Genomic DNA, 25,029 nt, shown 5'->3' with positions numbered 1-25,029 from the left:
CGGGAGCGCAGGTAGGCGGTCATCTCCCGCGCCGAACCGCTCTCATCGACCGAGACGCTCAGCACCTCGGCGCGATGGCCGAGAGGGACGCCGCACGAGACGGTCGGGATTCCGGCCTCGAGCAACGAGTCCAGGAGCGGATCGGCCTCGTGCGACGAGATGAGCAGCACTCCGTCGACGTGGCCCGCGCGGACGTAGTGCCCGACGGTGGCGCGCTCGGCCGGTGTACCGGCGATGAGGAGGACGAGGGTCATCCCCCGCTCCGACAGCGCCGCGGCGGCGCCGCGCAGGAGGAGCGCGAAGGTGGGGTCGTCGAACAGCAGGTGCTGCGGCTCGGTCATGAGGAAGGCGAGCGATCCGGACCGACCCGTCGCAAGGCTTCGCGCCGCGTGGTTGGCGGTGTACCCGGTGCGCTCGATCGCCTCTTCGACGGCGATGCGGGCATCCGGCGACACCCAGTGGCCGCCGTTGATGACGCGTGACACGGTGCCGCGAGAGACCCCGGCGGCGGCCGCGACATCGCGAATCGTCGGCTTACGACGAGCCGTCGGGGTCGGTTCCATGCCGGAATGCTATCTGTCCACGCGTGCGTCTCCGGTCGTGCCACGCGGGCCGACTGGGACCGGTCACAGTTCGATAACGAAGGAGGGGACGAGGTTGCGTTGCGCGGCCGAGGCAACGGAGGCTGTGACCGGTCCCAGTCCGGGCCGCACGAAGATCCGATGGAGTGTCATGACCCGCGTTACCCCCTGGCCCGCTCTCGACGGCATCGCGTACGGCGGTGACTACAACCCCGAGCAGTGGCCCCGCGAGGTCTGGGACGAGGACGTGCGCCTCATGCGCGAAGCCGGCGTCAATCTCGTGAGCGTCGGGATCTTCTCGTGGGCCCTCATCGAGCGCAGCGAGGGCGTCTTCGACTTCGCCTGGCTCGACGACCTCCTCGACCTGTTGAACGACAACGGCATCCACGTCGATCTCGGCACGCCCACCGCGTCGCCGCCCGCCTGGTTCTTCCACGCCCACCCCGAGGCACGCGTGGTGACCCGCGACGGCCGCACGATGGGCTTCGGCTCGCGGGGCATGGCATCCCCCTCCTCCCCCGCCTACCGCGCGGCGATCGCCCGTATCGCCGGCGCACTCGCCGCGCGCTACGCCGCGCACCCCGCTGTGGTCATGTGGCACGTGCACAACGAGTACGGCGTGCCCGTCGGCGAGGACTACTCCCCCGCCTCGGTCGCCGCCTTCCGCGACTGGCTGCGCGAACGGTACGGCTCGCTCGACGGCCTCAACGCGGCGTGGGGCACCGCTTTCTGGGGCCAGCACTACGGCGACTGGGAGCACGTGGGCGCCCCCGCCGACGCTCCGAGCGTCGTCAACCCCGCGCAGCGCCTCGACTTCGCCCGATTCACCGACCACCAGCTGCGCGCCTGCTTCCGCGTCGAACGGGATGCCATCCGCGAGCAGGCCGCGCAACCCGTCACGACCAACTTCATGGCGAATCAGAGCTGGACCACCGACCTGTGGGCATGGGGCAGAGAGGTCGACATCGTCTCCGACGACCACTACCTGTGGGCCGCCGACCCCGAAGGGCACGTGGGGCTCGCGATCGCCGCCGACCTCTCGCGCTCGGTCGGCGGGGGCGCCCCGTGGATCCTCATGGAGCACTCCACCTCGGCCGTGAACTGGCAGCCGCGCAACGTCGCCAAACGCCCGGGTGAGATGGCCCGCAACTCACTCACGCATCTCGCCCGCGGTGCCGACGCGATCCTCTTCTTCCAGTGGCGAGCCTCGCGCTCCGGCGCCGAGAAGTTCCACTCGGCGATGCTCCCCCACGCGGGCACCGCCTCCCGCGTCTGGCGCGAAGTCGTCGATCTCGGCGACGTGCTCGGCCGTCTGGGCGAGGTGCGCGGGGCGCGCGTGCAGGCCGAGGCCGCGGTGCTGTGGGACTTCGAGTCGTTCTGGGCGCAGGACCTCGAGTGGCGTCCCTCGGTCGACGTCACCCACCAGGCGCAGGTGCGCGCGTACTACGAGCAGCTCTGGCGCGACGGGATCACCGTCGACTTCGCGCTGCCCGGACACGACCTGTCGGGCTACCGCCTGGTCGTCGTCCCGGCTCAGTACCTGCTGTCGACCGCGGATGCCGACAACCTCGCCGCCTACGTACGCGGCGGCGGCACGCTGGTGGTGTCCTTCTTCTCGGGCATCGTCGACGAGAACGACGCCGTGCATCCCGGCGGCTACCTCGCTCCCCTTGCCGAGGTGCTCGGTGTGCGTGTGGAGGAGTTCCTGCCGTTGCGCGAAGGCGAGACGACGACGCTCGAACGAGCCGACGGCGCTGCCCTCACGGCTCGCGCGTGGGCGGAGGACCTCCTCGTCGACGGTGCCGAGATCATGGCCCGCTACATCGACGGTCCGGCCGCCGGGCGCGCCGCCCTCACCCGCCACGCGTACGGCGCGGGAACCGGCTGGTACGTGTCGACGAGCCTGGATGCCGACAGCCTCGCCCACGTCATGGCTGCCGCCTATGCCGACGCCGGGGTCTCGGCATCCCTCCTCCCGGCCGGATGCGAGGTGGTCGTCCGACGCTCCGACGACCACGACTTCACCTTCGTCGTCAATCATCGCGACGACGCCGTCGACCTCTTCCTCGACGGCACCGAGCTCCTCACGGGCGCCTCCACCGGCGGTGCGCTGACGGTTCCCGCGGGCGGCGTCGCCGTCGTCCGCACCGCACGTGAGGAGGTCTGACGGGCCGGCACCCGACCCCGCACGACACCCGGCCGCACCGATGCGTCCGGGTGATGAGGGCCGCGAGGACAGCGACCCCGCACGACCCGACCGCGACGATCGCGGTCGCCCGACCCGACCGCAATGGCTGCGGTCGCACAGAAAGGGACCTCCCATGCGCATGACAGCACCACGGCGCGCGATCCTCGGCTCAGCGGCGATCCTCGCCGTCTCGGCCCTCGCCCTGACCGGCTGCTCCGGCGGCGGCTCCGGCGACGACACCGCCCAGGGCGGCGACGGGCCCGAGATCGTCGTCTGGACCGACGCCGAGCGCGAGCAGGCCATCGGCGACGCTGCGAAGGCCTTCGAGGAGGAGACGGGCGCGACCGTGCGTCTCGTGCAGAAGAACTTCGAGGACCTGCGCAACGACTTCATCGCCCAGGTGCCCACCGGCGAAGGGCCCGACATCACCGTGGGCGCGCACGACTGGCTTGGTGCCCTCGTCGCCGCCGGCGTCGTCGACACGATCGACCTCGGCGAGACCGCCTCGAAGTTCGAGCCCGTCGCTCTCGAGGCCATGACCTACGACGGGCAGCTCTACGCCCTGCCGTATTCGCTCGAGACGGTCGCCCTGGTCCAGAACACCGCCCTGGTGGGGACGGAGGCACCCGCAACGTGGGACGACATGATCCAGCGAGGTCTGGCATCCGGGGCGGAGCGCCCGTTCGTCATCAACACCGCCGGCGAGACCGGCGACGGCTACACGATGTACGGACTCCAGACCTCGTTCGGCGCCCCCGTGTTCGTTCAGGATGCCAGCGGCTCGTACACGTCCGAGGTGGGCATGGGAGGGGCGCCGGGTGAGAGATTCGCCCAGTGGCTGTCGACCAACGGACAGGCCGGGTATCTCTCGACCACGATCGACTACGACATCAACAACGAGCTGTTCGCGAGCGGTAAGGCTCCGTACACCGTTCAAGGACCCTGGGCGATCAGCTCGTTCGAGGGCATCGATGTCGCGGTGAACCCGATCCCCAGCGCGGGCGGCGAGACCGCGGCCCCCTTCGTGGGCGTACAGGGCTTCTACCTGAGCGCCCAGAGCAAGAACTCCCTGCTCGCGACCGAGTTCCTCGTGAACTACCTCGGCACCGAGGACGCGCAGCGCGCCCTCTACGAGGCCGACCCGCGCATCCCCGCATACACCTCGCTCGGTCAGGAGGTGGCATCCGACCCGATCATCGCCGGCTTCCTCGCGTCGGCGCAGAACGGCGTCCCGATGCCCTCGATCCCCGAGATGGGTTCGGTGTGGGACCTCTGGAACGCCGCTGAGGCCCAGATCATCTCCGGCGCCGAGCCCGTCTCGACGTGGAACCAGATGATCACCGACCTGCAGAGCACGCTGGCCGGCTGACGACTCCGCGGGCGGGCGCGATCACGCACGCCCGCCCGCGGTACCACCCCGACGAATCCGGAGCACCCATGTCGGTCACCCCTCCCGTCGCGCCCCCGGGCACGACCCCCACCGCCCCCGCGCCTCTCCCGGCGCCGCGGCGCGAGTCCCACGCCCGCGGTTTCCGGGGCATCGGCGTCGGCTTCCTCGTGAAGCTCGCGATCATGGCGATCATCAACGCCTTCGGCACCCTGACCATCCTCACCGCGGTCGGTGCCGACTCCTGGCTGCTGGCCTCGATCACCGCGGTGCTGCTGATCGTCGCCGACGTCGTCTACTTCACCCGTCGCGCCCTGCCACTGAAGTACCTACTGCCCGGGCTGATCTTCCTCTTCGCCTTCCAGGTGTTCATCTTCGGCTACACCGCCTACATCGCCTTCACGAACTACGGCACCGGTCATGCCGGGTCCCAGTCGCAGGCGGTGGATGCCACCCTCATCCAGGGTGAGCGCCGGGTCGACGACTCCGCCACCTACCCCATGGCCGTCGTGGAAAGACTCGGCACGTACGGTCTCGCGATCGCCGACGACGATGTCGTGCGCGTGGGTACGCCCGACGAGCCCCTGACCACGGTCGACGGCGTGATCGGCGCGAGCGGCGCTCCCACCGAAGTGTCGGGCTGGACGGTCGTGCCGCGCGCCGAGGTGCTCACCGACCCCGCGGTCCAGCAGGCCGCCGCGGCCCTCCGGGTCCCCCTGTCCGACGACCCCAACGACGGGGCGCTGCGCACCCGCGACGGCTCGACCGCGACGGTGTACACCTCGACGCTCGTCTGGGACGAACAGGCGCAGACCATCACCGACACCACGACGGGCACCGTCTACGCCGCGACCGGCCGCGGGACGTTCACCTCAGCGGACGGACAGAGCCTGCCCACCGGCTGGTACGTCAACGTCGGGTTCGAGAACTTCCTGCGCGTGTTCACCGACGGCGCTCTGCTGCAACCGCTGCTGTCCGTCACCGGCTGGACGTTCGCCTTCGCAATCCTCTCGGTCGTCCTGAGCTTCGGCCTCGGGCTGCTCTTCGCTCTCATCTTCAACGACCCGCGCGTGCGGGCGCGGAAGTTCCTGCGGACGCTGTTCATCCTCCCGTACGCGTTCCCCGCGTTCATGTCGGCCTTGCTGTTCCGGGGCATGTTCAACTCCGAGTTCGGCGTCATCAACGACGTCTTCTTCTTCGGCCTGCCGATCAACTGGCTCGGCGACCCCGTGCTCGCCAAGCTCGCCGTGCTGTGGGTGAACGTCTGGCTCAGCTACCCGTATTGGTTCCTGGTGTGCACGGGCGCGCTGCAGGCGCTTCCGTCCGACACGCTCGAGGCCGCCCAGCTCGACGGCGCCGGCCGCTGGCGATCCTTCCGCTCGATCGTGCTGCCGCTGCTGCTCGTGTCGACCGCGCCGCTGGCGATCTCGTCATTCGCGTTCAGCTTCAACAACTTCACGGTCATCTACATGTTCAACAACGGCGGGCCCGCGATACCCGGCGCGCCGTACGCGTTGGGCTCGACCGACATCCTCATCTCGGCCATCTACGACATCTCCGGCGTCTCGGGGGGAGCCGCCGACTACGGCCTAGCGAGCGCCCTGTCGATCGTCGTGTTCGTCGTCGTCGGCGCCATCTCGGCGCTGGCCTTCCGTCAGACCCGCAAGCTGGAGGAGTTCGCATGACCGTCACCGCACGCGGCCCCAGGCGCGACGCCGCCCGCACCACCCCCGCGAAGAAGCGCCGCTGGCTCGCCGAGGTCGGGTGGAAGTACCCCGTCGCCGCGCTCGTCGCCTTCTACGCGCTGTTCCCGCTCGTCTATGTGCTCTCGGCCTCGCTCAACCCGCGTGGCAGCCTCGCCTCGTCGAACGCGCTGTTCTCAGCGATCGACTTCTCGAACTTCGCCGCGCTGTCGGGCACGAGCTACTGGACGTGGGTGGGCAACACCCTCTTCGTCGGGGGCGTCGCCTCGGTCGGCGCGGTGATCATGGGAGCGGCCGGCGCCTACGCGTTCTCGCGCTTCCGCTTCTCGGGGCGTCGCGCGAGTCTCACGGGCCTGCTCATCGTGCAGATGTTCCCCCAGGCGTTGGCGTTCGTGGCGATCTTCCTCATGCTGCTGACCATCGGCGAGGTCGTTCCCGCGCTCGGCATCAACTCGAAGCTCGCGCTCATCTGCGTCTACCTCGGCGGGGCCCTGGGGGCGAACACCTTCCTCATGTACGGCTTCTTCAACACGATCCCGATCGAGATCGACGAATCGGCCAAGATCGACGGCGCCACCCACGCGCAGATCTTCTGGCGCTTGATCATGCCGCTGGTCACGCCGATCCTCGCAGTCGTCGCGCTGCTCGCCTTCATCGCCGCCTTCGGCGACTACATCCTCGCGCGCATCATCCTCGTGTCCGAGGACAACTGGACCCTCGCCGTCGGCATGTACCAGTGGGTCTCGAACCAGCTCACCTCCCGGTGGGGCCTGTTCGCGGCGGGCTCGGTGCTCGCCTCGATCCCCGTCCTCGCCCTCTTCCTGTCGCTGCAGCGCTACATCGTCGGCGGCCTCACCCAGGGGTCGGTCAAGGGCTGAACCCCGACCGCCCCGTGCTCGATCGATGGAGATCCGGATGCCGAAACACACCCGCCCCGCGGCCCTCGCGGCCCTGACGCTCGGCGCCGCCCTCGCGGTGGCGCCCCTCACGGCGGTCCAGGCCGCGCCGATCGACGAGCCGGTCGAGGCCGGGATCACGGTTCCGCGCGTCGACGGCCTGGCATCCGACTTCGCCCTGGGGGTCGACGTGTCGTCGGTGCTATCGCTCGAGGAGTCGGGCGTGGTCTTCCGCGACGACGACGGCGCCCCGGCCGACCTGTTCGCGGTGCTCGCCGACCACGGCGTGACCGACGTGCGCGTGCGGGTGTGGAACGACCCGTTCGACGCCGCCGGCCGCGGGTACGGCGGCGGTACCGTCGGGGTGGACCGGGCCGTGGAGATCGGCGAGCGCGCGACAGCAGCGGGCCTCGGCGTCGCCGTCGATTTCCACTACTCCGACTTCTGGGCCGACCCCGCCAAGCAGAAGGCACCGAAGGCGTGGGCGGGGATGGATGCCACCGAGACCGCCGCCGCGGTCGGGGACTTCACGCGCGACGCGCTGACGGCGTTCGTCGCCGCCGGCGTCGACGTGCAGCTCGTGCAGGTGGGCAACGAGACTAACGGCGGCGTCGCCGGGATGACCGGCTGGCCCGACATGGCGCGGGTGTTCTCGGCAGGTTCGGCCGCCGTGCGCGCGGTCACCCCCGACGCCCTCGTGGCGGTGCACGTGACCAACCCCGAACGCCCGGGGCACTACGCCGCCTACGCCGCTCAGCTCGCGGCGAACGACGTCGACTACGACGTGTTCGCCTCGTCGTACTACCCGTTCTGGCACGGCACGACCGCGAACCTCACGGCGGTCCTGCGCCAAGTCGCCGACACCTACGACAAGAGGGTCATGGTCGCCGAGACGTCGTGGGTGCGCACGCTCGACGACGCCGACGGGCACCCCGACGTGATCGACACGGCATCCGAGGCCGAGGCGTACCCGGTGAGCGTGCAGGGTCAGGCCACGGCGCTGCACGACGTCATCCAGGCCGTCGCCGACGTGGGCGATGCCGGGATCGGAGCGTACTACTGGGAGCCCGCGTGGCTTCCGGTGGGTCCGCCGGAGCGGCTCACGCAGAACCGCGCACTCTGGGAGCGCGACGGCTCGGGCTGGGCGACGAGCTTCGCGGGCGAATACGACCCCGAGGACGCCGGCGAGTACTTCGGCGGGTCGGCGTGGGACAACCAGTCGCTCTTCGACGTCGACGGGACCCCGCTGGAGTCGCTGCGCACGTTCTCGTACATCCGCACCGGCGCGGTGGCGCCCCGCGAGGTGACGGGCGTCGACGCCGTCCGCATCGCGGTGTCCGCGGGCGAGAACGTCCGCCTCCCGGAGCGGGTGACCGTGCGCTACAGCGACGGCGCGAGCGAGGAGAGCCCCGTGACGTGGGATCCGACGCCCGACCTGGCCCACCCGGGTGTCTACGAGATCGTCGGCGAGACCGACGACGGTCACGCCGCCCTCGCGGTGATCACGGTGTCCGCCGAGAACCTGCTGCGGAACCCCGGCTTCGAAGACTCAGACGTCTCGATGTGGACCGTCGAGGGACCTCTCTCCCTGCGCGCGACCGACGATCCGCGCTCGGGCGAGCGCTCGGCCCACTTCTTCGCCGCCTCGCCGATCTCGTTCGCTCTCGAGCAGCGTGTCGACGGCCTTCCGGCCGGTCGTTACGTCGCCGCCGGAGCGCTGCAGGGCGGCGCGTTCGGCGACGGAACGGCACGCATCGAGCTGATCTCGGATGCCGACTCCGCGGTCGCGCCGTTCACCGCGGGCGGATGGCGGGTGTGGTCCGAACCGCGCACCGACGAGATCGTGATCGCGGGGGGTGAGAGTCTCACCGTGCGGGTGACCGCCGATCTCCCGGCGGACGCGTGGGGCACGATCGACGATCTCGCGCTGGAGCGGGTCGGCGACGGCGCCTCTGTTCCTGAGGAACCAACCCCCGGTGAGCCGACACCGGCACCGACGCCGAGCGAGCCCGCACCGACCGAGCCCGCACCGACCGAGCCCGCCCCCGGAGTTCTCGCCCCGAGGGCTCCGACCCCGTCAGCCACACCGCTGCCGTCGCACACCACGCCCGACGGCCTGGCCGCGACGGGCACGAGCATGCCGTTCGGACTGGCCGCGGCGGGTCTCCTGGCCCTCGCCGCCGGCGCCGGCCTCGCCCTGCATCGCCGACGTCGGTGAGGTATCCCGCGGGGCGGGCCGTCCGGTCCGTCCCGCGGTCAGCGCTTGACCGCGAGCCCCGCCTGGTAGAGCTCGCGCGACGAGTGGCCCGTCAGCGAGGCGACCTCGGCCGCCGCTTCTTTGAGCCGCGTGCCGCCGCGCACGAGTTCGAGCACCTGGGTCACAGCATCCGGGAACGCCACCTCACGCGCCGTGGCACCGCCGACAACGATCGCGATCTCGCCCCGCACGCCCTCCGCCGCCCAGGCCGCCAGCTCGGCGAGGGTGCCGCGCTTGACCTCTTCGTAGAGCTTGGTCAGCTCGCGGCAGACCGCCGCGGGACGATCGGCGCCGAAGGTCGCGGCGAGGTCGTCGAGAGTGGATGCCAGTCGCGACGGCGACTCGAAGAAGACGAGGGTCCGCTCCTCCGACGCCAACTGCGCGAACGCGCGGCGACGCTCGCCGGGCTTGCGGCGAGGGAACCCCTCGAAGGCGAAACGGTCGGTGGGCAGCCCCGCGACCGCGAGCGCGGTGACCACGGCGCTCGGCCCCGGCAGGGCGGTGACCGTCACGCCCGCGGCGGCGGCCGCGGCGACCAGACCGAAGCCCGGATCGCTCACGGTCGGCATGCCGGCGTCGCTGAGCACGAGCAGATCCTCTTCGCGCGCGAGCTCGACGAGCTCGGCCGCGCGCTCCTTCTCGTTGTGGTCGTGCAGGGCGATCAGGCGCGGGCGGTTCTCGACCCCCAGGCCCGAGAGCAGACGCTGCGTCGTGCGGGTGTCTTCGGCCGCGACGACCGTGGCGTTCTCGAGCGCCTCGATCAGGCGGCGCGAGGCGTCACCCAGGTTGCCGATCGGGGTGGCCGCAAGGATGATCACCGTTCCACCTTAGGCTGGGGCGCGTGAGCACCGACCTCCCTCCTCTGCTGCCGCCGGTCGAGCGCACACGCCTCGACCGGCGGCGTGACGCGCTGCTCGCCGACCCGCGCGGTCTGCGCCTCTGGCGCTGGCTCGCCCCCGCGCTGGTCACGCTCGTCGCGGCGGTGCTGCGTCTCATCGACATCGGCACCCCTCACCAGCTCGTGTTCGACGAGACCTACTACGTCAAAGATGCGTGGAGCCAGTGGGTGCTCGGCTACCCCTCGACCTGGCCCGACAACGCCGACGAACGCTTCGCCGCCGGCGACACCGACATCTTCACGGGCATCGGCAGCTACGTCGTGCACCCCCCGCTCGGACGCATCCTCATCGGCGCCGGCATGGCGCTCTTCGGAGCGGATTCCGCGACGGGCTGGCGCATCGCTGCGGCCGTCTTCGGCACCGCGACGGTGCTGTTGATCTACCTCGTCGCGCGCACGCTCACCCGGTCCATCCCGCTGGCGACCGTGGCATCCGGTCTCTTCGCGATCGACGGACTCGGGATCGTGCTCAGCCGGATCGCGCTTCTCGACATCTTTTTGACGTTCTTCGTCGTGCTGACGTTCTGGTTCGTCGCCCTGGATCATCGGCGCACGGCCGAGCGATGGGCGGCATTGTGGGCCGCCCGAGAGGGCGAGGCCCCCATGTGGGGGCCGATCCTGTGGAACCGTACGTGGCTGATCGCCGCCGGCGCGGCCGCGGGAGCCGCCACGGCCGTGAAGTGGTCGGGTCTCTACGTGCTGGCCGCCGTCGGTGTCTACGCCGTGGTGACCGACGCCCTCGCCCGCCGACGCGCCGGAATCGGTCAATGGCCGATGGATGCCGTGCGCCAGGGCCTCGCCTCGTTCGTGCTACTCGTGCCCGTCGCCGCCGTCGTCTACCTGTCGAGCTGGTCGGGATGGCTGTTCACGGACGGCGGCTACATGCGCTCGACGCCGGTGGCATCGCCCGGGTTCTGGTCGTGGGTGCCCGCGCCGCTGCAGAGCCTGTGGGCCTACCACGAGGCCATGTACAAATTCCACGTGGGCCTCGTGACCCCCCACGCCTACGCGAGCCCCGCGTGGCAGTGGCCGTTCCTCATCCGCCCGACGTCGATGTACTGGCACCAGGACGATTACGGCGTCAACGGGTGCGGTCTGCCGAGCGGGTGCACGGAAGCGATCTCGAGCCTCGCGAACCCGCTCATCTGGTGGGCCGGGGTCGCGGCATCCGTGTATCTGCTCGTGCGCTTCGTGCTCGTCCGGGACTGGCGCTACGCGCTGGTGCTGACGGGTCTCGCCGCGACCTACGTGCCCTGGCTGCTGTACCCCGAGCGCACGATCTTCCAGTTCTACACGGTGGCGATGCTGCCGTTCCTCGTGCTCGCGCTTGCGTTCGCGCTGCGCGACATCTCCCGCGGAGTGCGCGGCGGGTCGAGGGCCGGGGGGCAGGTGTTCGTCGTCGGGTTTCTGGTGCTGTGCGCCGCCCTTTCGGCGTTCTGGTACCCCGTGTGGGCGGGGCTGCCGGTGCCGTACGAGTTCTGGCGCCTGCACAACTGGCTGCCGACCTGGATCTGACGACGTGACCCGCGGCGACGAGTGGCTGCACGACCCGCGGCCGGTGCAGCGGGTGAAGCTCTTCCGTGACGCTCCCGTCGATCGCTCGGCGTGGCCCGCGACGGTCCCCGCCGTCGCGCAGTTCCTCGAGGTCGCCGCGGGTGACGGCTGGGAGTTCGGTCCGGGTGTGACGTTCCTCGTGGGCGAGAACGGCTCGGGCAAGTCCACGCTCATCGAGGGCATCGCCGAGGCTGCGGGGCTCCCCGCCGAGGGCGGGTCGACGAACGGCGGAAGCGAGACGCGGCGCACCGAGAGCCCGCTCGGCGAGTGGTTGCGCGTCGAGCGGAGTCCGCGCGCTCCGCGGTGGGGGTTCTTCCTGCGCGCCGAGACGATGCACAGCTATTACTCGTGGCGAGAGGACCTCGACGGGGGCGACGCCCTGCGCCTCCACGAGATGAGCCACGGCGAGTCGTTCAACAGCCTCCTCGACGAGGTGCTCGACCACGAGCGCTACGTCGCGGGCCTCGCGTGCCTCGACGAGCCCGAGGCGGCGCTGTCGTTCTCGTCGACGCTGCGCTGGCTGGCATCCCTCGACCGCATGCGTTCCCGCGGCACGCAGGTGATCTGCGCGACGCACTCCCCCGTCCTCGCTGCGCTGCCGGGAGCGACGATCCTCGAGCTGGGCGAGTGGGGCATCCGTGAGAGCGCGTGGGAAGACCTGGACCTGGTGCGGTTGCATCGCGGGTTTTTGGAGGCGCCGGGGAGGTACTTGCGGCATCTGCTGGAGTGAGGGCGGCGCCGGGGTCCATGGATTCGGAAATGGTCAGGAGAATCGGATCGGTTCAGCGCTTTCATCCGGATCTGGTGCGCTTCTCCGAATCTGCGACGCGCGGAGCAGGCGCGGGTCAGCCCCGCCGCGGGCATATGCGAACGTCTTGGTGGACGACGGCACGCCCGGATCGGCGCCCATCTCGATCAGCAACGCGGAGTCGACCGACTCGGTGAGCTTCTGCCCACCCTGGTGCCACCCCGTCGTGCCGTTCACCGAACCCGCATCGTTCGCCACGGCCGTACCGACCGCCAACGTCACCGGATCGAGAGGCTGCCCGAACGGGTCGTACACCTGCACACCCGACGCCGACCCACCATCCCCGGTCGCGAGCGTGTGACCCTGCAACGACGGATACGACCACGACGCCCACCCGAGGCGGAAACATCGACCGTCACCCCACCAGGCAGAGACAGGAACACCGTCACACCGGGATCCCCCCACAGCACCGCCCATGGAGAATCACCCGCCCCGGCATACACAAACCGCGACGTCACCGCCGGAGCATCACCCGCCGGATCCACCGTCCGCGACACCACACGACCCGACCCATCCCACACCAGCGACACCTTCGACCCCGCTGCCGTCGTCGTTGCGACGTGCCGGTTGTCGGCGTCATACGAGATCGACAGATCCGCCAGCCGCGTCGTGTTCCCCCGCGCGTCGTACGCGAGCTCGTCCGCGTTGAACCCATCAGCAATTTGCGCCGCCCCCGGCACCGCACCCCACACCGAATTCGACAGCAACCGATTTGCGCGTCCAACACTCAACGGCTCCGAAGATAGAGCTCCAAGTCGTTCGACCGTCACCCGGGAGCTACGCCCGCAGTTCTGTCAAAGACGTGGCAGCGCGTTCCTCACCGGCCGCGACGGCTATCTCAAGAAGCTTCGCCGCTTGGTCTAGGTCACCATAGTGAATGAACACGTCGCTTAGTTGCCAGTTGCATCGAGGGTCTATCAATGCTGCCCATCGCAAAAATATCTCTGCTGAGCAGACGCGCTCTTCCATCAAGTCGAGCGTGGCGATGTTCACCAACGCGTCGACATCTCTGATGTTGATGCTCAGAGCAGATCTGTAATCTCGTCTCGCCGCGCCTGTATCACCGATCATCTCCCACGAGAGCCCTCGATTAACGTAGGCATCGGCAATCTTCGGAATTGCACCTGAGAACGCATAAGCGGCCGCCTCGTATTGCTCAACACCAAAGAGGGCCTGCCCGAGATTGAAGTGAGTAGAGGAGTCGGCTTGAGGGAGTTTCACCGCATGCTGCATATATGTTGCGGCCGCTTGAAAGTTCCCCTCCTCATACATGAGTTCCGCTAACCGCTCGAGGTCAGCGAAGCTCAGGTCTTCGATTCTGCGGTCACTCGGCTGTAACACGAGCGAACCTCCGCGTCGCAACTTCGTACATCTGTCTATTCATCGTTGATTCTGCCCTGGATGGCGCCTCTTCTTGTCGGTGAACCTCGATCTTTACGCGTCTGACCCTTCTGGTGCTTGTTCAGAGTCGACCGCCCCGCACCCTATGTAGGCTCCTTGGGCGTTGAACTATTTCTCTTCCGCGAGAACATCGTCGTCATTACCCGCGCCCTACGACTGCCACGGCACCGTTTACTCATCGACCAACGTCGCACGGCCGACCTTCCATTCGGACACGCAGGTGGGACCCTAACTCCAAGATGGCCACGATCGAACGATCCTGAACCGAGAATCACGTCGCCAGGCGTCTTCATCGCCCGCGGACATAAGTAAATGAGTCTGACGCCCCCACAATGACCCCCTGCGCCGAACCCGAATCAATCCGAATTCAGCAGCGTTTGCGATCATCTCCACAGCCCAGTCGAAACGTTCGGCGAACGATACGTCTTCCGAGGAGTCCGCCTCCCAATGCGCACCCAAGAACTCAAGGTACAACGAAACAGCCGTATCGGTCACGCATACTTCGGGTGCATCGGAATTATGCGGGCGAATGAATACTTGCGCGATCCCCGCAGCCGGCGGCGGCGCCACAAAAGATGCATCCGCGCGGAGAGCCACCTTTCGATTCACGGCGCAGAGCACGGCTCGTAATACTTCATCGCGGTCCACGCAAACTCCGTCCTAATAGGAGCGGGATGTGACCGTACCCCGCCCGGGATCGGTTGAATGGTATCCATCTGGAGGAAACCCGAAACTGTTCGTACCCTCGCCCCTTACCCCATCCCCATTTTGTATTCGCGCCACCGCGATTCCATACACCCCCACCCTTCGGGACGCCTCTGGCGCCCAAGGTGTAATTCCCGAACTTAGCGCTGTTCACCCCGACGCTCCCACTTGAGCGCGCAGCCAAACCGGCACCCCGCAAGATTCCGCCCCCGATATACGCGCTGGCTGCGCCGAATAGCATCGCCTGCCCATACCCACTCAAGCTCTGTGATGCGGCGGGTGTCTGCACGGCATACTGCGCAGCCCCCGCGACGGCACCGATTACGCCAACAGCGACGATTCCACACACAACAGATGCGGCGCACGCGGCGACCGCGACAGAAGTCCCGACGGCTGCGGCAACACCGATTGCGAGCGACCCGACCAACCCCCAGTCGACCTCGAACTTGCCCGTCAGGTCGTTCTTGCCGATGGGGTCTGTGGGCCAGACGTAGTCGTTGTCGACGCCGCCCTCGACCGGGTCGACCTGTAAGAACCGACCCAACGCCGGCACATACAACCGCGCACCCATCTCGACCAGCAACGCGGAGTCGACCGACTCGGTCAGCTTCTGCGCACCCTGATGCCAGCCCGTCGTGCCATTCACCGAACCCGCATCGTTCGCCGCGGCCGTACCGACCGCCAACGTCACAGGATCGAGGGGCTGCCCGAACGGGTCGTACACCTGCACACCCGACGCCGACGACCCATCCCCGGTCGTGAGCGTGTGACCCTGCAACGACGGATACGACCACGACGCCACACCCGACGCGGGAACATCGACCGTCACCCCACCGGGCAGGGACAAGAACACCGTCGCACCGGCATCCCCCGACACGACCGCCCACGGGCTATCCCCCGCTCCGGCATACACATACCGCGACGTCACCGCCGGAGCATCACCCGCCGGATCCACCGTCCGCGACACCACACGACCCGACCCATCCCGCACCAGCGAAACTCTCGACCCCGCTGTCGTGGACGTTGCGACATGTTGCCTCATGTCGACCGACGGCGGATCCTGCCGCGCCTGTTCACAGCATTCTCATTGCGCTAATACCTGCCACAACTATTTTTTCGGTAGCGAACATAGACCCTGAACTCTTCGCACCCATGGCCCTATTCCGCGGCGGTTAGCCATCCATCTGATCGAAGGGGGACATGCGAAGATCTCCCATTTCACGCGCTAGGGCAAATTCCTGTCGCGCATCTTCCATTCGACCGACTTCGTACAGCAAGCATGCAAGATTGAAAGCAGAATGGGCGTCCCCCGAAAGGATTCCCTGTCGATACAGCTCCATAGCTTGATCGTTGTCTCCTTGCTCGGCCAACAAGTTGCCCGCAAGAACGTGCGCGCCGTAGACGTTAAGGCGCGCCGCTTCCGTGATGAGATCTCGGTACTCTGACTCGTCTCCGGCCCGACGTCGGATCTGGGCCAAGGGGACCGCAAGTGACGGATCCGCCTGCAAACCAGTTCTTAAATGAAACTGTGCGTCTTCATCCAAGTGCAACTCATACATCGACAGCCCAAGAAGCCCGTGAAGACGAGCATCGTGGGGCTCGTTTTGCAATGCAGTCTTGAGGACCGGCATCGACTCTTCGTACAAGCCCATCCAATTAAGCGCGTCTCCGAGCGCTCGCACGGCGTCAACCGAACCAAGGTCAGCACTTGCCCTGAGAATGTGCAGACCCTCCAGCTCGCCGGTAGGCTCCGACCACACGTACGCGCCGAGAATATACATTGCGGTCGCCATGTCCTTGGCGCTACAGAGTTGAGCGGTCAGGACTCGCGGCAGGACAACAGCAGAGAGCGTGACGTAGGTTCCTTCGCTATCACCCTCCTTTGCGCGGATTCGGCGCAAGAACGCCTCGTAATCTTTGCCCGTCGAAATTTGCTCACTCATACGCCCTCACGAAAAGAAATTGGTCACCACGCAAACCTCTGGTATGGCGCTCGCCTCGAGGAGAATCCGCCGTTGCGCTTATTTTGGTTTGACTTGAAATTTGGTTTCTGACGGCCGCCGTGACTCTGAGCGTTCGTGTGTTTGTCGGGGGCCTTCCCCTGCTTATCGGCTCCGTGGCCAAGTCGATCTGCGTTGCGGGCCCCAGACTTCTTGCGATGCGCCATCTCCATAATGCCGCTTCGCATCGACGCTATCCCCCGTTGGAAACCCGGCGAAGATGCGATTGCTACGAGGGCCACGACGACCACGACGGCGGCCAGCGCGGTCCACCCCCACGGCCCGAAGGCAAGCAGGGGGACCGCCGCCGCTATTGCGAACTGCCCACTGAGGTCGTTCTTGCCGATCGGGTCGGTCGGCCAGACGTAGTCGTTGTCGACGCCGCCCTCGACCGGGTCGACCTGCAAGAACCGACCCAGCGCCGGCACATACAACCGCGCACCCATCTCGATCAGCAGCGCCGAGTCGACCGACTCGGTCAGCTTCTGCGCGCCCTGATGCCACCCCGTCGTGCCGTTCACCGAACCCGCATCGTTCGCCGCGGCCGTCCCGACCGCCAGAGTCACCGGATCGAGGGGCTGCCCGAACGGGTCATACACCTGCACACCCGACGCCGACGCACCATCCCCCGTCGTCAGCGTGTGACCCTGCAACGACGGATACGACCACGACGCCACACCCGAGACGGGAACATCGACCGTCACCCCACCAGGCAGAGACAAGAACACCGTCACACCGGCATCCCCCGACACAACCGCCCACGGAGAATCACCCGCCCCGGCATACACAAACCGCGACGTCACCGCCGGAGCATCACCCGCCAGAGCAACCGTCCGCGACACCACACGACCCGACCCATCCCGCACCAGCGAAACTCTCGACCCCGCTGCCGTGCTCGTTGCGACATGCCGATTGTCGGCGTCATACGAGATCGACAGATCCGCCAGCCGCGTCGTGTTCCCCCGCACGTCATACGCGAGCTCACCAGAGCTGAGTCCATCCGAGACCGAAGACACCCCCGGCACCGCGCCGGACACCCCGGTCGAAAGCAGACGATCCGCCCAGTCGTAGCAGTACTCCGTCGTCGATACCAGAGCCGCAGACGACCCGGGCGCGGTATACCGATCGACAAACCGCGTCCGATTACCCGAGGCACCAGCCGCGGTGTTCGGACCGCACCCACCCGACGACGCGAACTCATACGACAACTCGTGACCCGGAATCCTCGCCGACACCAGCCGACCCGCCGCGTCATAGCCGTACGTCGACTCGAAGACCCGACCACCCTGCGACACGCTCTCGCGCACGATCCGACCCGCCACCGACCGCGTCACCTCATCGGTGATCGACCCCGACGACGGGAACGACCACGTCTGCGACCCCACCGTGCCGCGCTTGTCATCCCACGACACCCCCAGCGCCGAGCCGCCCAGGTACGCGACCTGAGCAAGCCGCTGCTTCGCATCGAACGACGACGCCGCGTACACCTGACCGTTGAAGGTCACCGTCGTCGTCTTGCCGTCGCGATCATAGGCAAACGCCGTGGTGGACGACGGCACACCCGGACCCGCCGTCGTCACACGCAACACTCGACCCGTCAGCGGCTCATACTCAGGCGTCGTGACCACACCCCATACATCGGTGTACGACACCACGCGACCCAGAAGATCCGTCTTGGTCGTCGTCGCCGAGGTGCTCGACCCGGGCACGGGCGACCCGGCCACCGTCACCGTCAGACCAGAAGAGGTCGGCGTGTACGTGGTCGTGACCGTGTCGGTCGCAACCCCCGCGCCACCCACCGAGACCTCTTTCACCGTGCGCCCACGCGCATCGACCGTCGTGCACGACCACGCCTCATCACCCGTGACACGCGTGCCGGCCGTGCGGCCCATGACGTCGTACACGTACGAGGTCACGATCGCCGGGCCGCTCGTCGGAGTCGGCCCTGTCGAGGACTTCAACATCCCAAACTGCTTCGTCCCGGCGGGCACCCCACAGGTGTCCTCCGTCAACGACTCCGCGTCGCCGTAGTAGGCGCGCGTTGTGCTCTTGGCATCCGTGATCGAACCGGATGCCGCCGCGGCGGGCAGAGCCTTCGACTTCTGCCGCAACCAGCCGGCGCCGTTGAGCTGGTCGAACGACGCGGTGCTCTTCAACGCCAGACCACCCGGGTCGACGGTGCTCTCGGTCACTTGCCCGACCACGGGGTCGGCGTACGTGTTCGCGGTCGTCATCGACGGCGCCGCTGCGCCCGCGATGGTCGTCGCGTCGTCGACCGTTCTCGACGTCACGAGTCCGTAGTCGGGGCGGAGCTGCGCGCCGGGCACGATCGCAAACTCTCCGCTCGACGGCGTCGCCCACTTCAGCCTCAGGAAGGCCGAAGAGGTGATGTCGAAGTACTCGATCCGGATACGGCGTACTTCTCCCGCGGCGACCGTGAAGGCGGCACTCGTGCCATCGGTGCCGGCCGGCGCGCCCCAGCGGTCGATGATGAGCACATCGTCGAGCCACAGCCGTGCGCCGTCGTCGCTCGTCGTGCGGAGTCGGTAGGTGCCCGCCTCGGGGAAGGTGACGAGGCCGGTCAGCCGCAGCGACCAGTGATCGCTCGACACTCCCGCGATCGGTGCGTTGGTTCCCCAGTCGCGGTCGACGGTCCCTCCAGAGTCGCCCCCGAGCCCCAGACCGTAGGCCTCCGGTTTACCCGAGAGCTTCTCGGTGTTCGAGTAGTACGCCGCCTGCAGACCCTTCAGGCCGCCGTCGTAAACGGAGCTGCTCGATGCCGGGACGATGCCGCAGCCGCCTACGTCGAGAGGCTGCCCGACCGGTCGACCGTCGGATGCGAAACAGGCCGCCGGTGCTGCGCCATACGCCGCCACCGGGCGGTCGGTGCGGTCGTACACGCGCGTAGACACGAGCCCGGTGGCATCCGTCGTCCGACGCACGAGGTCTTTCGCCGGGTCCCACTCCTGGCTCGTGGTGACGCCCATCGCGCTCGTGGATGCCGTCTGGCGCCACGCCGCGTCGAAGGTCACGGTCTGGGAGACACCGGGGAGGCCCGCGATCAAGACCGTGGTGCGGCCATCACCGTAGGAATACGTGCGCGACGGGCGTGCGCTCGCGCTGACGCCGTCGGGCGCGGGCAGCGTCACCCCCGTGGCACGCGCGCCGTCGTACGTGATCGAGGTCGTAGCCGGGTCGGCGGCACCCGCCGCGACCGGGACAGGAACGCTGTCGTTGGCGGTGGCATCCCGGATCTGGCTCAGCAATCCGCCGGAACCGTCGTAACCGAAGAGCGTCAGCTCGTCGCCCGGATCGAGGATCGCCGCGAGTTGACCGTTGCCGTTGTAGAACAGTCGCGACTCCGTACCGTCGGGGTACGAGATGCGGCACAGCAAGTCGACCGGCGCCTTCCCGTAGCCGGCTCCCGAGCGTTCGGGGCACGAGGAGCGGTCGCCGTTCTGATAGGTGAACGAGACCTTGCGCGTGTACTGATCTCCGCTCTTCGACACCGGGTCGACCACCTCGGTGGCGACACCGTTGGCGTTCAAGATGCTCTGCGGGGCCGCGGCCTTCCGAACATCTTCGGGAGGGGTGGCGGAGGCCACGCGCCCTTCTTTCGTGAAGTGGTAGACCGTGCCGTCCTCATCGGTGAAGACGACCCAGCCGTTGCCGTCGAGCGACAGGACGCCGTACTCCCCGCTCGGGGCGGTGTAGCCGCCGGACGAGGCCTTCGTGTACGTGTGCGCCTTACCCGTGGTGTCGGTGAGCACCACCGACGCATCCGTGAGCTGCGCCGAAACCCAGCTCGACGACGCCCCGGCGAGAGGAACCGAGGCGCCCCAGCCCTGCGGCAGGGTCGTGACGCGCTTCGTGAACCAGTCGGGTGCAACGCTCATGCGGACGGGAGAGGACGCACCGTCGGGCGTGTACTCCACCCAGAGATCGACGTACGACAGGCCGACCTCCTCGTAGTACTCGACCCGGATCGGCTTCGCCCCGCCCGCCCCCGTGATCGTGGTGTCCGCGGAAGTGGTCCATCCCCCGCCCTGCCACCGGTCGATGAGTTTCTGCCCGTCGTATGTGAGGCGGATACCGTCATCGTGGGTCGCGCCGAAACGCAGCGACTTACCGATCAGATCCGTGGGCACCGTGAGGAACCCCGTCCATCGCGCCAGGAAGTGGTCCGCCGGGAGTGCCTCGGCCGGTGCCCCGCTCCCCCATTGGAACGACACGGCGGGGTCGGTCCGCACCATCGCGGGGGTCTTGTCTGTGAAGGTGTAGCCGGCTGCTGACGTCGGGGCGACACCGCCCGAGCGCGCGTCGAAGTACTCCCCCGTCAAACCCCGGTTCGCACCGGGAACCTCTTGCGAGTTGTAGGTGAACGACATTCCCATCGCGCCGCCCAACGCCTGCACCGTCGGCGACGCGAATGAGAGATTGACATTGCCGTTGGCGAGGTTCGTCGTCACCGGGCCGGCGGTGTCGTAGGGAGACGGGCCGGACGCCCCGAGTCTGAGATCAGTCCTGAGGCGGCGTACCCAGCCGTTCTCGGTGTTGGTGTCTCGCCCATCATTCGTCGTGACCGTCCACGAGTAGACGCCGCCGTCCTGCAACGTGCCCGGCGGCACCGTCCAGGAAGCGACGCCGTCGACGGCGGTCACCCAGCCCGAGGTCACGACGGCCCCGGACCTGGCATCCTGGCCCGTCGCGATCTTGAACTGGTACGTCATCGAACCGCCCGTGCCGTCGGTGTCAGCGACAGCGCCCACCCGAAGGGTCGGCGTCAACGTGGTGACCGTGGCCGGGGTCTCGGTCACGGGGCTGCCGGGCGTCGCCGTCGTGGCATCCGGAAGCGGGACGGCGTTCGTGGAGAAGTTGTAGACCGGTGACCGGAAGAGGGTCGACTGACCCCAGAGGCCGTCGAGGTCATCGACCATCGAAACGCGCCAGTAGTAGGACGTCCCGGTTCGCAGCAGTCCCGCGGGGATCGGGAACTGCGTTCCGCTTCCCCATCCCTGAATGGCGATCCTGTCGGTGAGGCCCGGATCGGTAGCGAGCTCGAAGAGATACTGCTGGGGGCGATTACCCGGGTTGGATGCCCTCAACCCCAGAGTCGGCGTGAGCGAGATCCCCGTCCCGCCGTCGGCTGGTCCCCATCCGCCGACGGACGGGTAATCCCACGACTCCACCCACAGCGCAGACTGGATGTGTTTGAACGAGTAGGACGAGCCCTCCCAGCCGCCGATCATGAACGCGGGACGATCTCCGATGCGCAGATTGCTCGCGAGTCGCGCCGCGACCCCGTCGCCCTCGACAGCGGTCCAGTCGGTCCCGAGGGTGTAGGAGCCGAGGTGCGAGCCCATGCCGTTGTACGAGAAGGCGCTCGCGTGCTGCACCCACCCCGTCTGCGTCGAGGTCGTGCCGTGGTCGTCGTAATCGATCCCCATGGTCGCGGCGGCGATGAACTGCCCCGGCAGGTTCCCGTAGTCGTACGAGACCACCGATCGCCAGTACTTGTCACGGTTTCCCTCGCGGGTGTTGCCGACCATCTGCGCGCCGTACCACGTCGTTCCATCGGACTTGTAGGCGGTGGTGCCGTTCGGGGTCTTCATCGTCGGGTCGATCCGTACGGGGTACACGCGCGCCGGATCGCTCAACCACGTCCGGTCCGCACGGACGGTGTACCGCCACGACCGGTCGCTCGCCTGCCAGAGCGAGACCTTCAGCGCTGTGCTGGCGCACTCGCGCTCACCCTCGACCCCGCTCGAGTCGGTGGCGATGGGGGTCGGGATCATCAGAACCTCGGTGCCCTCCGCATCGGTGAACATCACGGAATCCGCCTCGCCGAGGGCCGGAGTCAATGAGCCCGCGTCGATCCGCCAGGTCCAGGACGAGCGCTTCGTCGGCACGGCATCCAGGACGAGCGACTCCTTGACCGCACCGGGCTCCACGCGATACTCCAGGTCGGCACTTCCGAAGACGTCCTGATAGGTGAGCTCCTCCCAGTCGTCCCACCACCAGTACGGAGCGGCGAGCTCGCCCGGTTCCGCGCCGAGGAGCGCGAACGAAACGTCGTGGCCGTCGCGTGAGACCTCCACGGACGGGGCGTGTCCGCGCCCGCCACGGAAGACCGGATCGAGGGGGTGGTTCTGCACGGTCCAGTCGTCACCATCGCGCGAGACGGAAGTGTTGACGTCGGCCCACTCGCCGTTGTCGTCCCGCGCACGCTCGGGCTCGGACGACACGCGCGTGACCGTGGCTCCGGAGGCATTCGTGTACCGCGTGGAATCCTCGGACTCGTCGACACGACGAAGCCCGGACGTGTCGACGGAGCGCTTCTCCCACTCGGCCACGGCGTCTGAGACGGGCGGCGGCGTCGGATCCGGGATGACCTCGGCGCGGTCGCGGGGCAGGGTCTTGTCGGACGGGATGGCGAAAGACCCCTCCGGCAGCTGAGGGACAGGAGCGGCCTCATCGGTCGACGGGAGAGCGGCCGTGTCCTCGTGCGGCACTTCCGCGGGGCGAAGCGTCGCCGGAGCGAGCGCCGTCGCGGCATCGAGAGGAACGGCCACGCCGATGACGAGGGAGACCGTGGCCACCACGGAGGTCAACCAGAAACGAGAAGAGAAGCGCATGCCCACCCCGCGGAAACCGCCCGACGTGGCGGAGAACGTCGCCTGCCGACTCAGGCTGCGCCGAGGTTAGGCATCACGTTTTCCCAGGTTCGGCGGTGCTCCCCGTCGTTCCGCGGCGCGCGGCGGGCGTTTTCACCCGCGCGCCGGGCGGGCGGCATCCGGTGTTCGCCCTCGGGACTCAGCCACCGGCCCCGCGCGTCAGACCAGCCGCGCCGGATCCGTCGTCGGCAGCGCGCACGTGAACGCGCGGCAATCGTAGGCCGTCGCCTCGCCGCCGAGGGCGCTCTTGCCCTCGAACAGCTCGAATCCGCTCGCCGTGAACGCCACCGCCTGTTCCGGTGTGACCACCGCGACCACGTCGGCGGCGACGCGTCGGGCGGCGTCGGCGATCTCGGCATCCGTCTCGCCGACGACGACCACCTGACGGGGAGCGGATGCCAGTCCCACCGCCACCTCGAGGATCGCACCGTGCGCGAGCGGCGTCGCCAGAGCGCCGTCCGCCGCCGCGCGGACGAGCGTCTCGGCGGCGGCTCGGTATTGCTCCCCCGCGCCGAGCCGCCAGAGGTCGAGGGCGGCTGCGGCGAAGACCGAGGGCCCCGAGGGCGAGGCGCCGTCGCTCGGGACGCCGTGCGGCTGCATCCCCTGAGCGAGGAGCACCGGGTCTCCCCCACCGGGAGGATGGATGCCGTCGTCGCCGAGGCACACGTCGACCAGCGCGCGCGCCCGCGAGGCGTAGGCCACTTCGCCCGTCGCCCGCGCGAGGGCGAGCAGACCGCGGGCGAGCCCGCCGTAGTCCTCGAGCGTCGCCGGGGCGGCGGAACGGATCTCGTCGAGCGAGGCGCGGCGGAGCGTCCCGTCGTCGGCGACGTTGCTCTCGAGCACGGCGTCGGCCGCCCAGCGGGCGGCCTCGAGGAAGCGTGGGTCGGTGCGCGAACCCACGGCCGCGAGGGCGGCGATCGCGTGGCCGTTCCAGCCGGTGACGACCTTGGCATCCAGAGCCGGGGGCTGCAGCGCCGAACGGTCGGCGACGCGGTAGTACCCGCCCTCGTTGCGGACGCCGTCGATGACCGACTCGGAGTCCTGCGCCGCGGCGATGCCGCCCGACGGCAGTTGCAGGACGTCGACCAGGAAGCGGGCCGCGTCGGTCGCGGTGGCCTCGTCGCCGGCGGCGAGGGCGACCTCGACGAGACCGGCGTTGTCGGTGAGCATGCGCTCGTAGTGCGGCACGCTCCAGTCGCGGCGGGTGGCGTAGCGGAAGAAGCCGCCCTCGACGGTGTCGTGCAGATCGGATGCCGCCATGGCGGCGAGGGCACGGGACGCCACGGCCGCGGCATCCGGCACGTCGGACGCGAGCGCGGGGTGCTGCAGGAACCTCAGCACGGGGGTGGTGGGAAACTTCGGGGTCTCGAACGCGGGACCGGCCGCGAAGCCGGCGTACTCGCGGTCCTCACGGGCGACCACGGTGCGAGCGGCAGCGGCGAGCTTCTCGAGGGTGGGCGGTGCGTCGGCGGGGGCGGTGGCCGCAGCGGCCAGAGCGTCGCGGAGCGAGGAGCCGGTGGCATCCACTTCGCTCCGCCGTTCGGTCCACGCCTCGCGGACCGCGGCGAGGACCTGGCGGAACGACGGCTGCGGGGGCCGGGGCACGGGCGGGAAGTACGTGCCCGCGTAGAAGACGCGACCCTCTGGGCTCGCGAACACCGTCAGCGGCCAGCCGAGGTGCGGGGTGAAGGCGGAGGCGGCGTCGAGGTAGGCGGCATCCACGTCGGGGTGCTCTTCGCGGTCGACCTTGATCGAGACGAAGCCGTCGTTCAGGACGCCGGCGGTCTCGGCGTCCTGGAAGGACTCGCGCGCCATGACGTGGCACCAGTGGCAGGTGCTGTAGCCGATCGAGATCATCACGGGGACGTCTCTCGCGGCCGCGAGCGCGAACGCCTCGGGCCCCCACGGGAACCACTCGACGGGATTGTCGGCGTGGAGGCGCAGGTAGGGGCTCGAGGCGTTCGCGAGGCGGTTCAT

General features: G+C 68.5%; 14 protein-coding genes. 7 read left to right on the top strand and 7 right to left on the bottom strand.

Annotated elements, in window-relative coordinates; translation table 11 throughout:
• Window positions 1-563: LacI family DNA-binding transcriptional regulator (locus tag ACMW4R_RS11250; protein WP_418299970.1), on the bottom strand; the 563-nt coding region annotated here is incomplete at its 3' end.
• 169 nt (window positions 564-732) lie between these two features.
• Between ACMW4R_RS11250 and ACMW4R_RS11245 the strand changes: the two genes are divergently transcribed.
• The 5 genes from ACMW4R_RS11245 (at window position 733) to ACMW4R_RS11225 (ending at window position 8,973) form a co-directional block, all read left to right on the top strand.
• Entirely contained in the window at window positions 733-2,748 is a 2,016-nt protein-coding gene (locus tag ACMW4R_RS11245) for a beta-galactosidase (RefSeq protein ID WP_418299969.1), read from the top strand.
• 154 nt (window positions 2,749-2,902) lie between these two features.
• Window positions 2,903-4,138 carry a sugar ABC transporter substrate-binding protein gene (locus tag ACMW4R_RS11240; protein ID WP_418299968.1) on the top strand — a complete coding sequence of 412 codons (1,236 nt, stop codon included), beginning with the start codon at window positions 2,903-2,905 and terminating at the stop codon, window positions 4,136-4,138.
• 68 nt (window positions 4,139-4,206) lie between these two features.
• Window positions 4,207-5,841 carry an ABC transporter permease subunit gene (locus tag ACMW4R_RS11235; RefSeq protein WP_418299967.1) on the top strand — a complete coding sequence of 545 codons (1,635 nt, stop codon included), beginning with the start codon at window positions 4,207-4,209 and terminating at the stop codon, window positions 5,839-5,841.
• Complete coding sequence (locus ACMW4R_RS11230) at window positions 5,838-6,737, top strand: sugar ABC transporter permease (protein WP_418299966.1); 900 nt, start codon at window positions 5,838-5,840, stop codon at window positions 6,735-6,737. Before ACMW4R_RS11235 ends, ACMW4R_RS11230 begins: the two co-directional genes overlap by 4 nt.
• 37 nt (window positions 6,738-6,774) lie before the next feature.
• On the top strand, window positions 6,775-8,973 hold the full coding sequence (locus ACMW4R_RS11225; RefSeq protein ID WP_418299965.1) for a glycosyl hydrolase 53 family protein: 2,199 nt from the start codon (window positions 6,775-6,777) through the stop codon (window positions 8,971-8,973).
• Window positions 8,974-9,011: 38 nt separating this feature from the next.
• On the opposite strand, the gene rsmI is transcribed toward ACMW4R_RS11225, so the two are convergent.
• Window positions 9,012-9,830 (bottom strand): 16S rRNA (cytidine(1402)-2'-O)-methyltransferase, encoded by an 819-nt coding sequence (rsmI, locus tag ACMW4R_RS11220; RefSeq protein WP_418299964.1) that lies wholly within the window; start codon window positions 9,828-9,830, stop codon window positions 9,012-9,014.
• A gap of 23 nt (window positions 9,831-9,853) precedes the next feature.
• Between rsmI and ACMW4R_RS11215 the strand changes: the two genes are divergently transcribed.
• Together ACMW4R_RS11215 and ACMW4R_RS11210 are read left to right on the top strand one after the other, a co-directional pair.
• Window positions 9,854-11,425 carry a dolichyl-phosphate-mannose--protein mannosyltransferase gene (locus tag ACMW4R_RS11215; RefSeq protein WP_418299963.1) on the top strand — a complete coding sequence of 524 codons (1,572 nt, stop codon included), beginning with the start codon at window positions 9,854-9,856 and terminating at the stop codon, window positions 11,423-11,425.
• Window positions 11,426-11,429: 4 nt separating this feature from the next.
• Window positions 11,430-12,194 (top strand): AAA family ATPase, encoded by a 765-nt coding sequence (locus tag ACMW4R_RS11210; protein ID WP_418299962.1) that lies wholly within the window; start codon window positions 11,430-11,432, stop codon window positions 12,192-12,194.
• Between the two features lie 33 nt (window positions 12,195-12,227).
• Here the strand turns inward: ACMW4R_RS11210 and ACMW4R_RS11205 are convergent, their stop codons facing one another.
• The 5 genes from ACMW4R_RS11205 to ACMW4R_RS11185 all read right to left on the bottom strand — a co-directional run bounded on the left by ACMW4R_RS11205 (window position 12,228) and on the right by ACMW4R_RS11185 (window position 25,029).
• Window positions 12,228-12,527, bottom strand: a complete 300-nt coding sequence (locus ACMW4R_RS11205; protein ID WP_418299961.1) for a hypothetical protein — start codon at window positions 12,525-12,527, stop codon at window positions 12,228-12,230.
• 522 nt (window positions 12,528-13,049) lie between these two features.
• Entirely contained in the window at window positions 13,050-13,613 is a 564-nt protein-coding gene (locus ACMW4R_RS11200) for a tetratricopeptide repeat protein (RefSeq protein ID WP_418299960.1), read from the bottom strand.
• Window positions 13,614-15,550: 1,937 nt separating this feature from the next.
• Window positions 15,551-16,321 (bottom strand): tetratricopeptide repeat protein, encoded by a 771-nt coding sequence (locus ACMW4R_RS11195; protein WP_418299959.1) that lies wholly within the window; start codon window positions 16,319-16,321, stop codon window positions 15,551-15,553.
• Window positions 16,322-16,344: 23 nt separating this feature from the next.
• On the bottom strand, window positions 16,345-22,980 hold the full coding sequence (locus ACMW4R_RS11190; protein WP_418300263.1) for a PA14 domain-containing protein: 6,636 nt from the start codon (window positions 22,978-22,980) through the stop codon (window positions 16,345-16,347).
• A 231-nt stretch (window positions 22,981-23,211) separates the two neighbouring features.
• Window positions 23,212-25,029 (bottom strand): thioredoxin domain-containing protein, encoded by a 1,818-nt coding sequence (locus ACMW4R_RS11185; RefSeq protein WP_418299958.1) that lies wholly within the window; start codon window positions 25,027-25,029, stop codon window positions 23,212-23,214.

Source organism: Microbacterium sp. S1037 (assembly GCF_048381605.1).
Lineage (GTDB): Bacteria > Actinomycetota > Actinomycetes > Actinomycetales > Microbacteriaceae > Microbacterium > Microbacterium testaceum_B.
The sequence above is the reverse complement of the archived record's forward strand: the minus strand, read 5'-3'. Positions and strand labels throughout refer to the sequence as shown.

Excerpts from the sequence above, each read along its gene's own strand:
- ACMW4R_RS11240 (WP_418299968.1), top strand. The coding sequence starts at position 2,903 with ATGCGCATGACAGCACCACGGCGCGCGATCCTCGGCTCAGCGGCGATC.
- ACMW4R_RS11230 (WP_418299966.1), top strand. The coding sequence starts at position 5,838 with ATGACCGTCACCGCACGCGGCCCCAGGCGCGACGCCGCCCGCACCACC.
- ACMW4R_RS11235 (WP_418299967.1), top strand. The coding sequence starts at position 4,207 with ATGTCGGTCACCCCTCCCGTCGCGCCCCCGGGCACGACCCCCACCGCC.
- ACMW4R_RS11195 (WP_418299959.1), bottom strand. The coding sequence starts at position 16,321 with ATGAGTGAGCAAATTTCGACGGGCAAAGATTACGAGGCGTTCTTGCGC.
- ACMW4R_RS11185 (WP_418299958.1), bottom strand. The coding sequence starts at position 25,029 with ATGAACCGCCTCGCGAACGCCTCGAGCCCCTACCTGCGCCTCCACGCC.
- ACMW4R_RS11225 (WP_418299965.1), top strand. The coding sequence starts at position 6,775 with ATGCCGAAACACACCCGCCCCGCGGCCCTCGCGGCCCTGACGCTCGGC.
- ACMW4R_RS11245 (WP_418299969.1), top strand. The coding sequence starts at position 733 with ATGACCCGCGTTACCCCCTGGCCCGCTCTCGACGGCATCGCGTACGGC.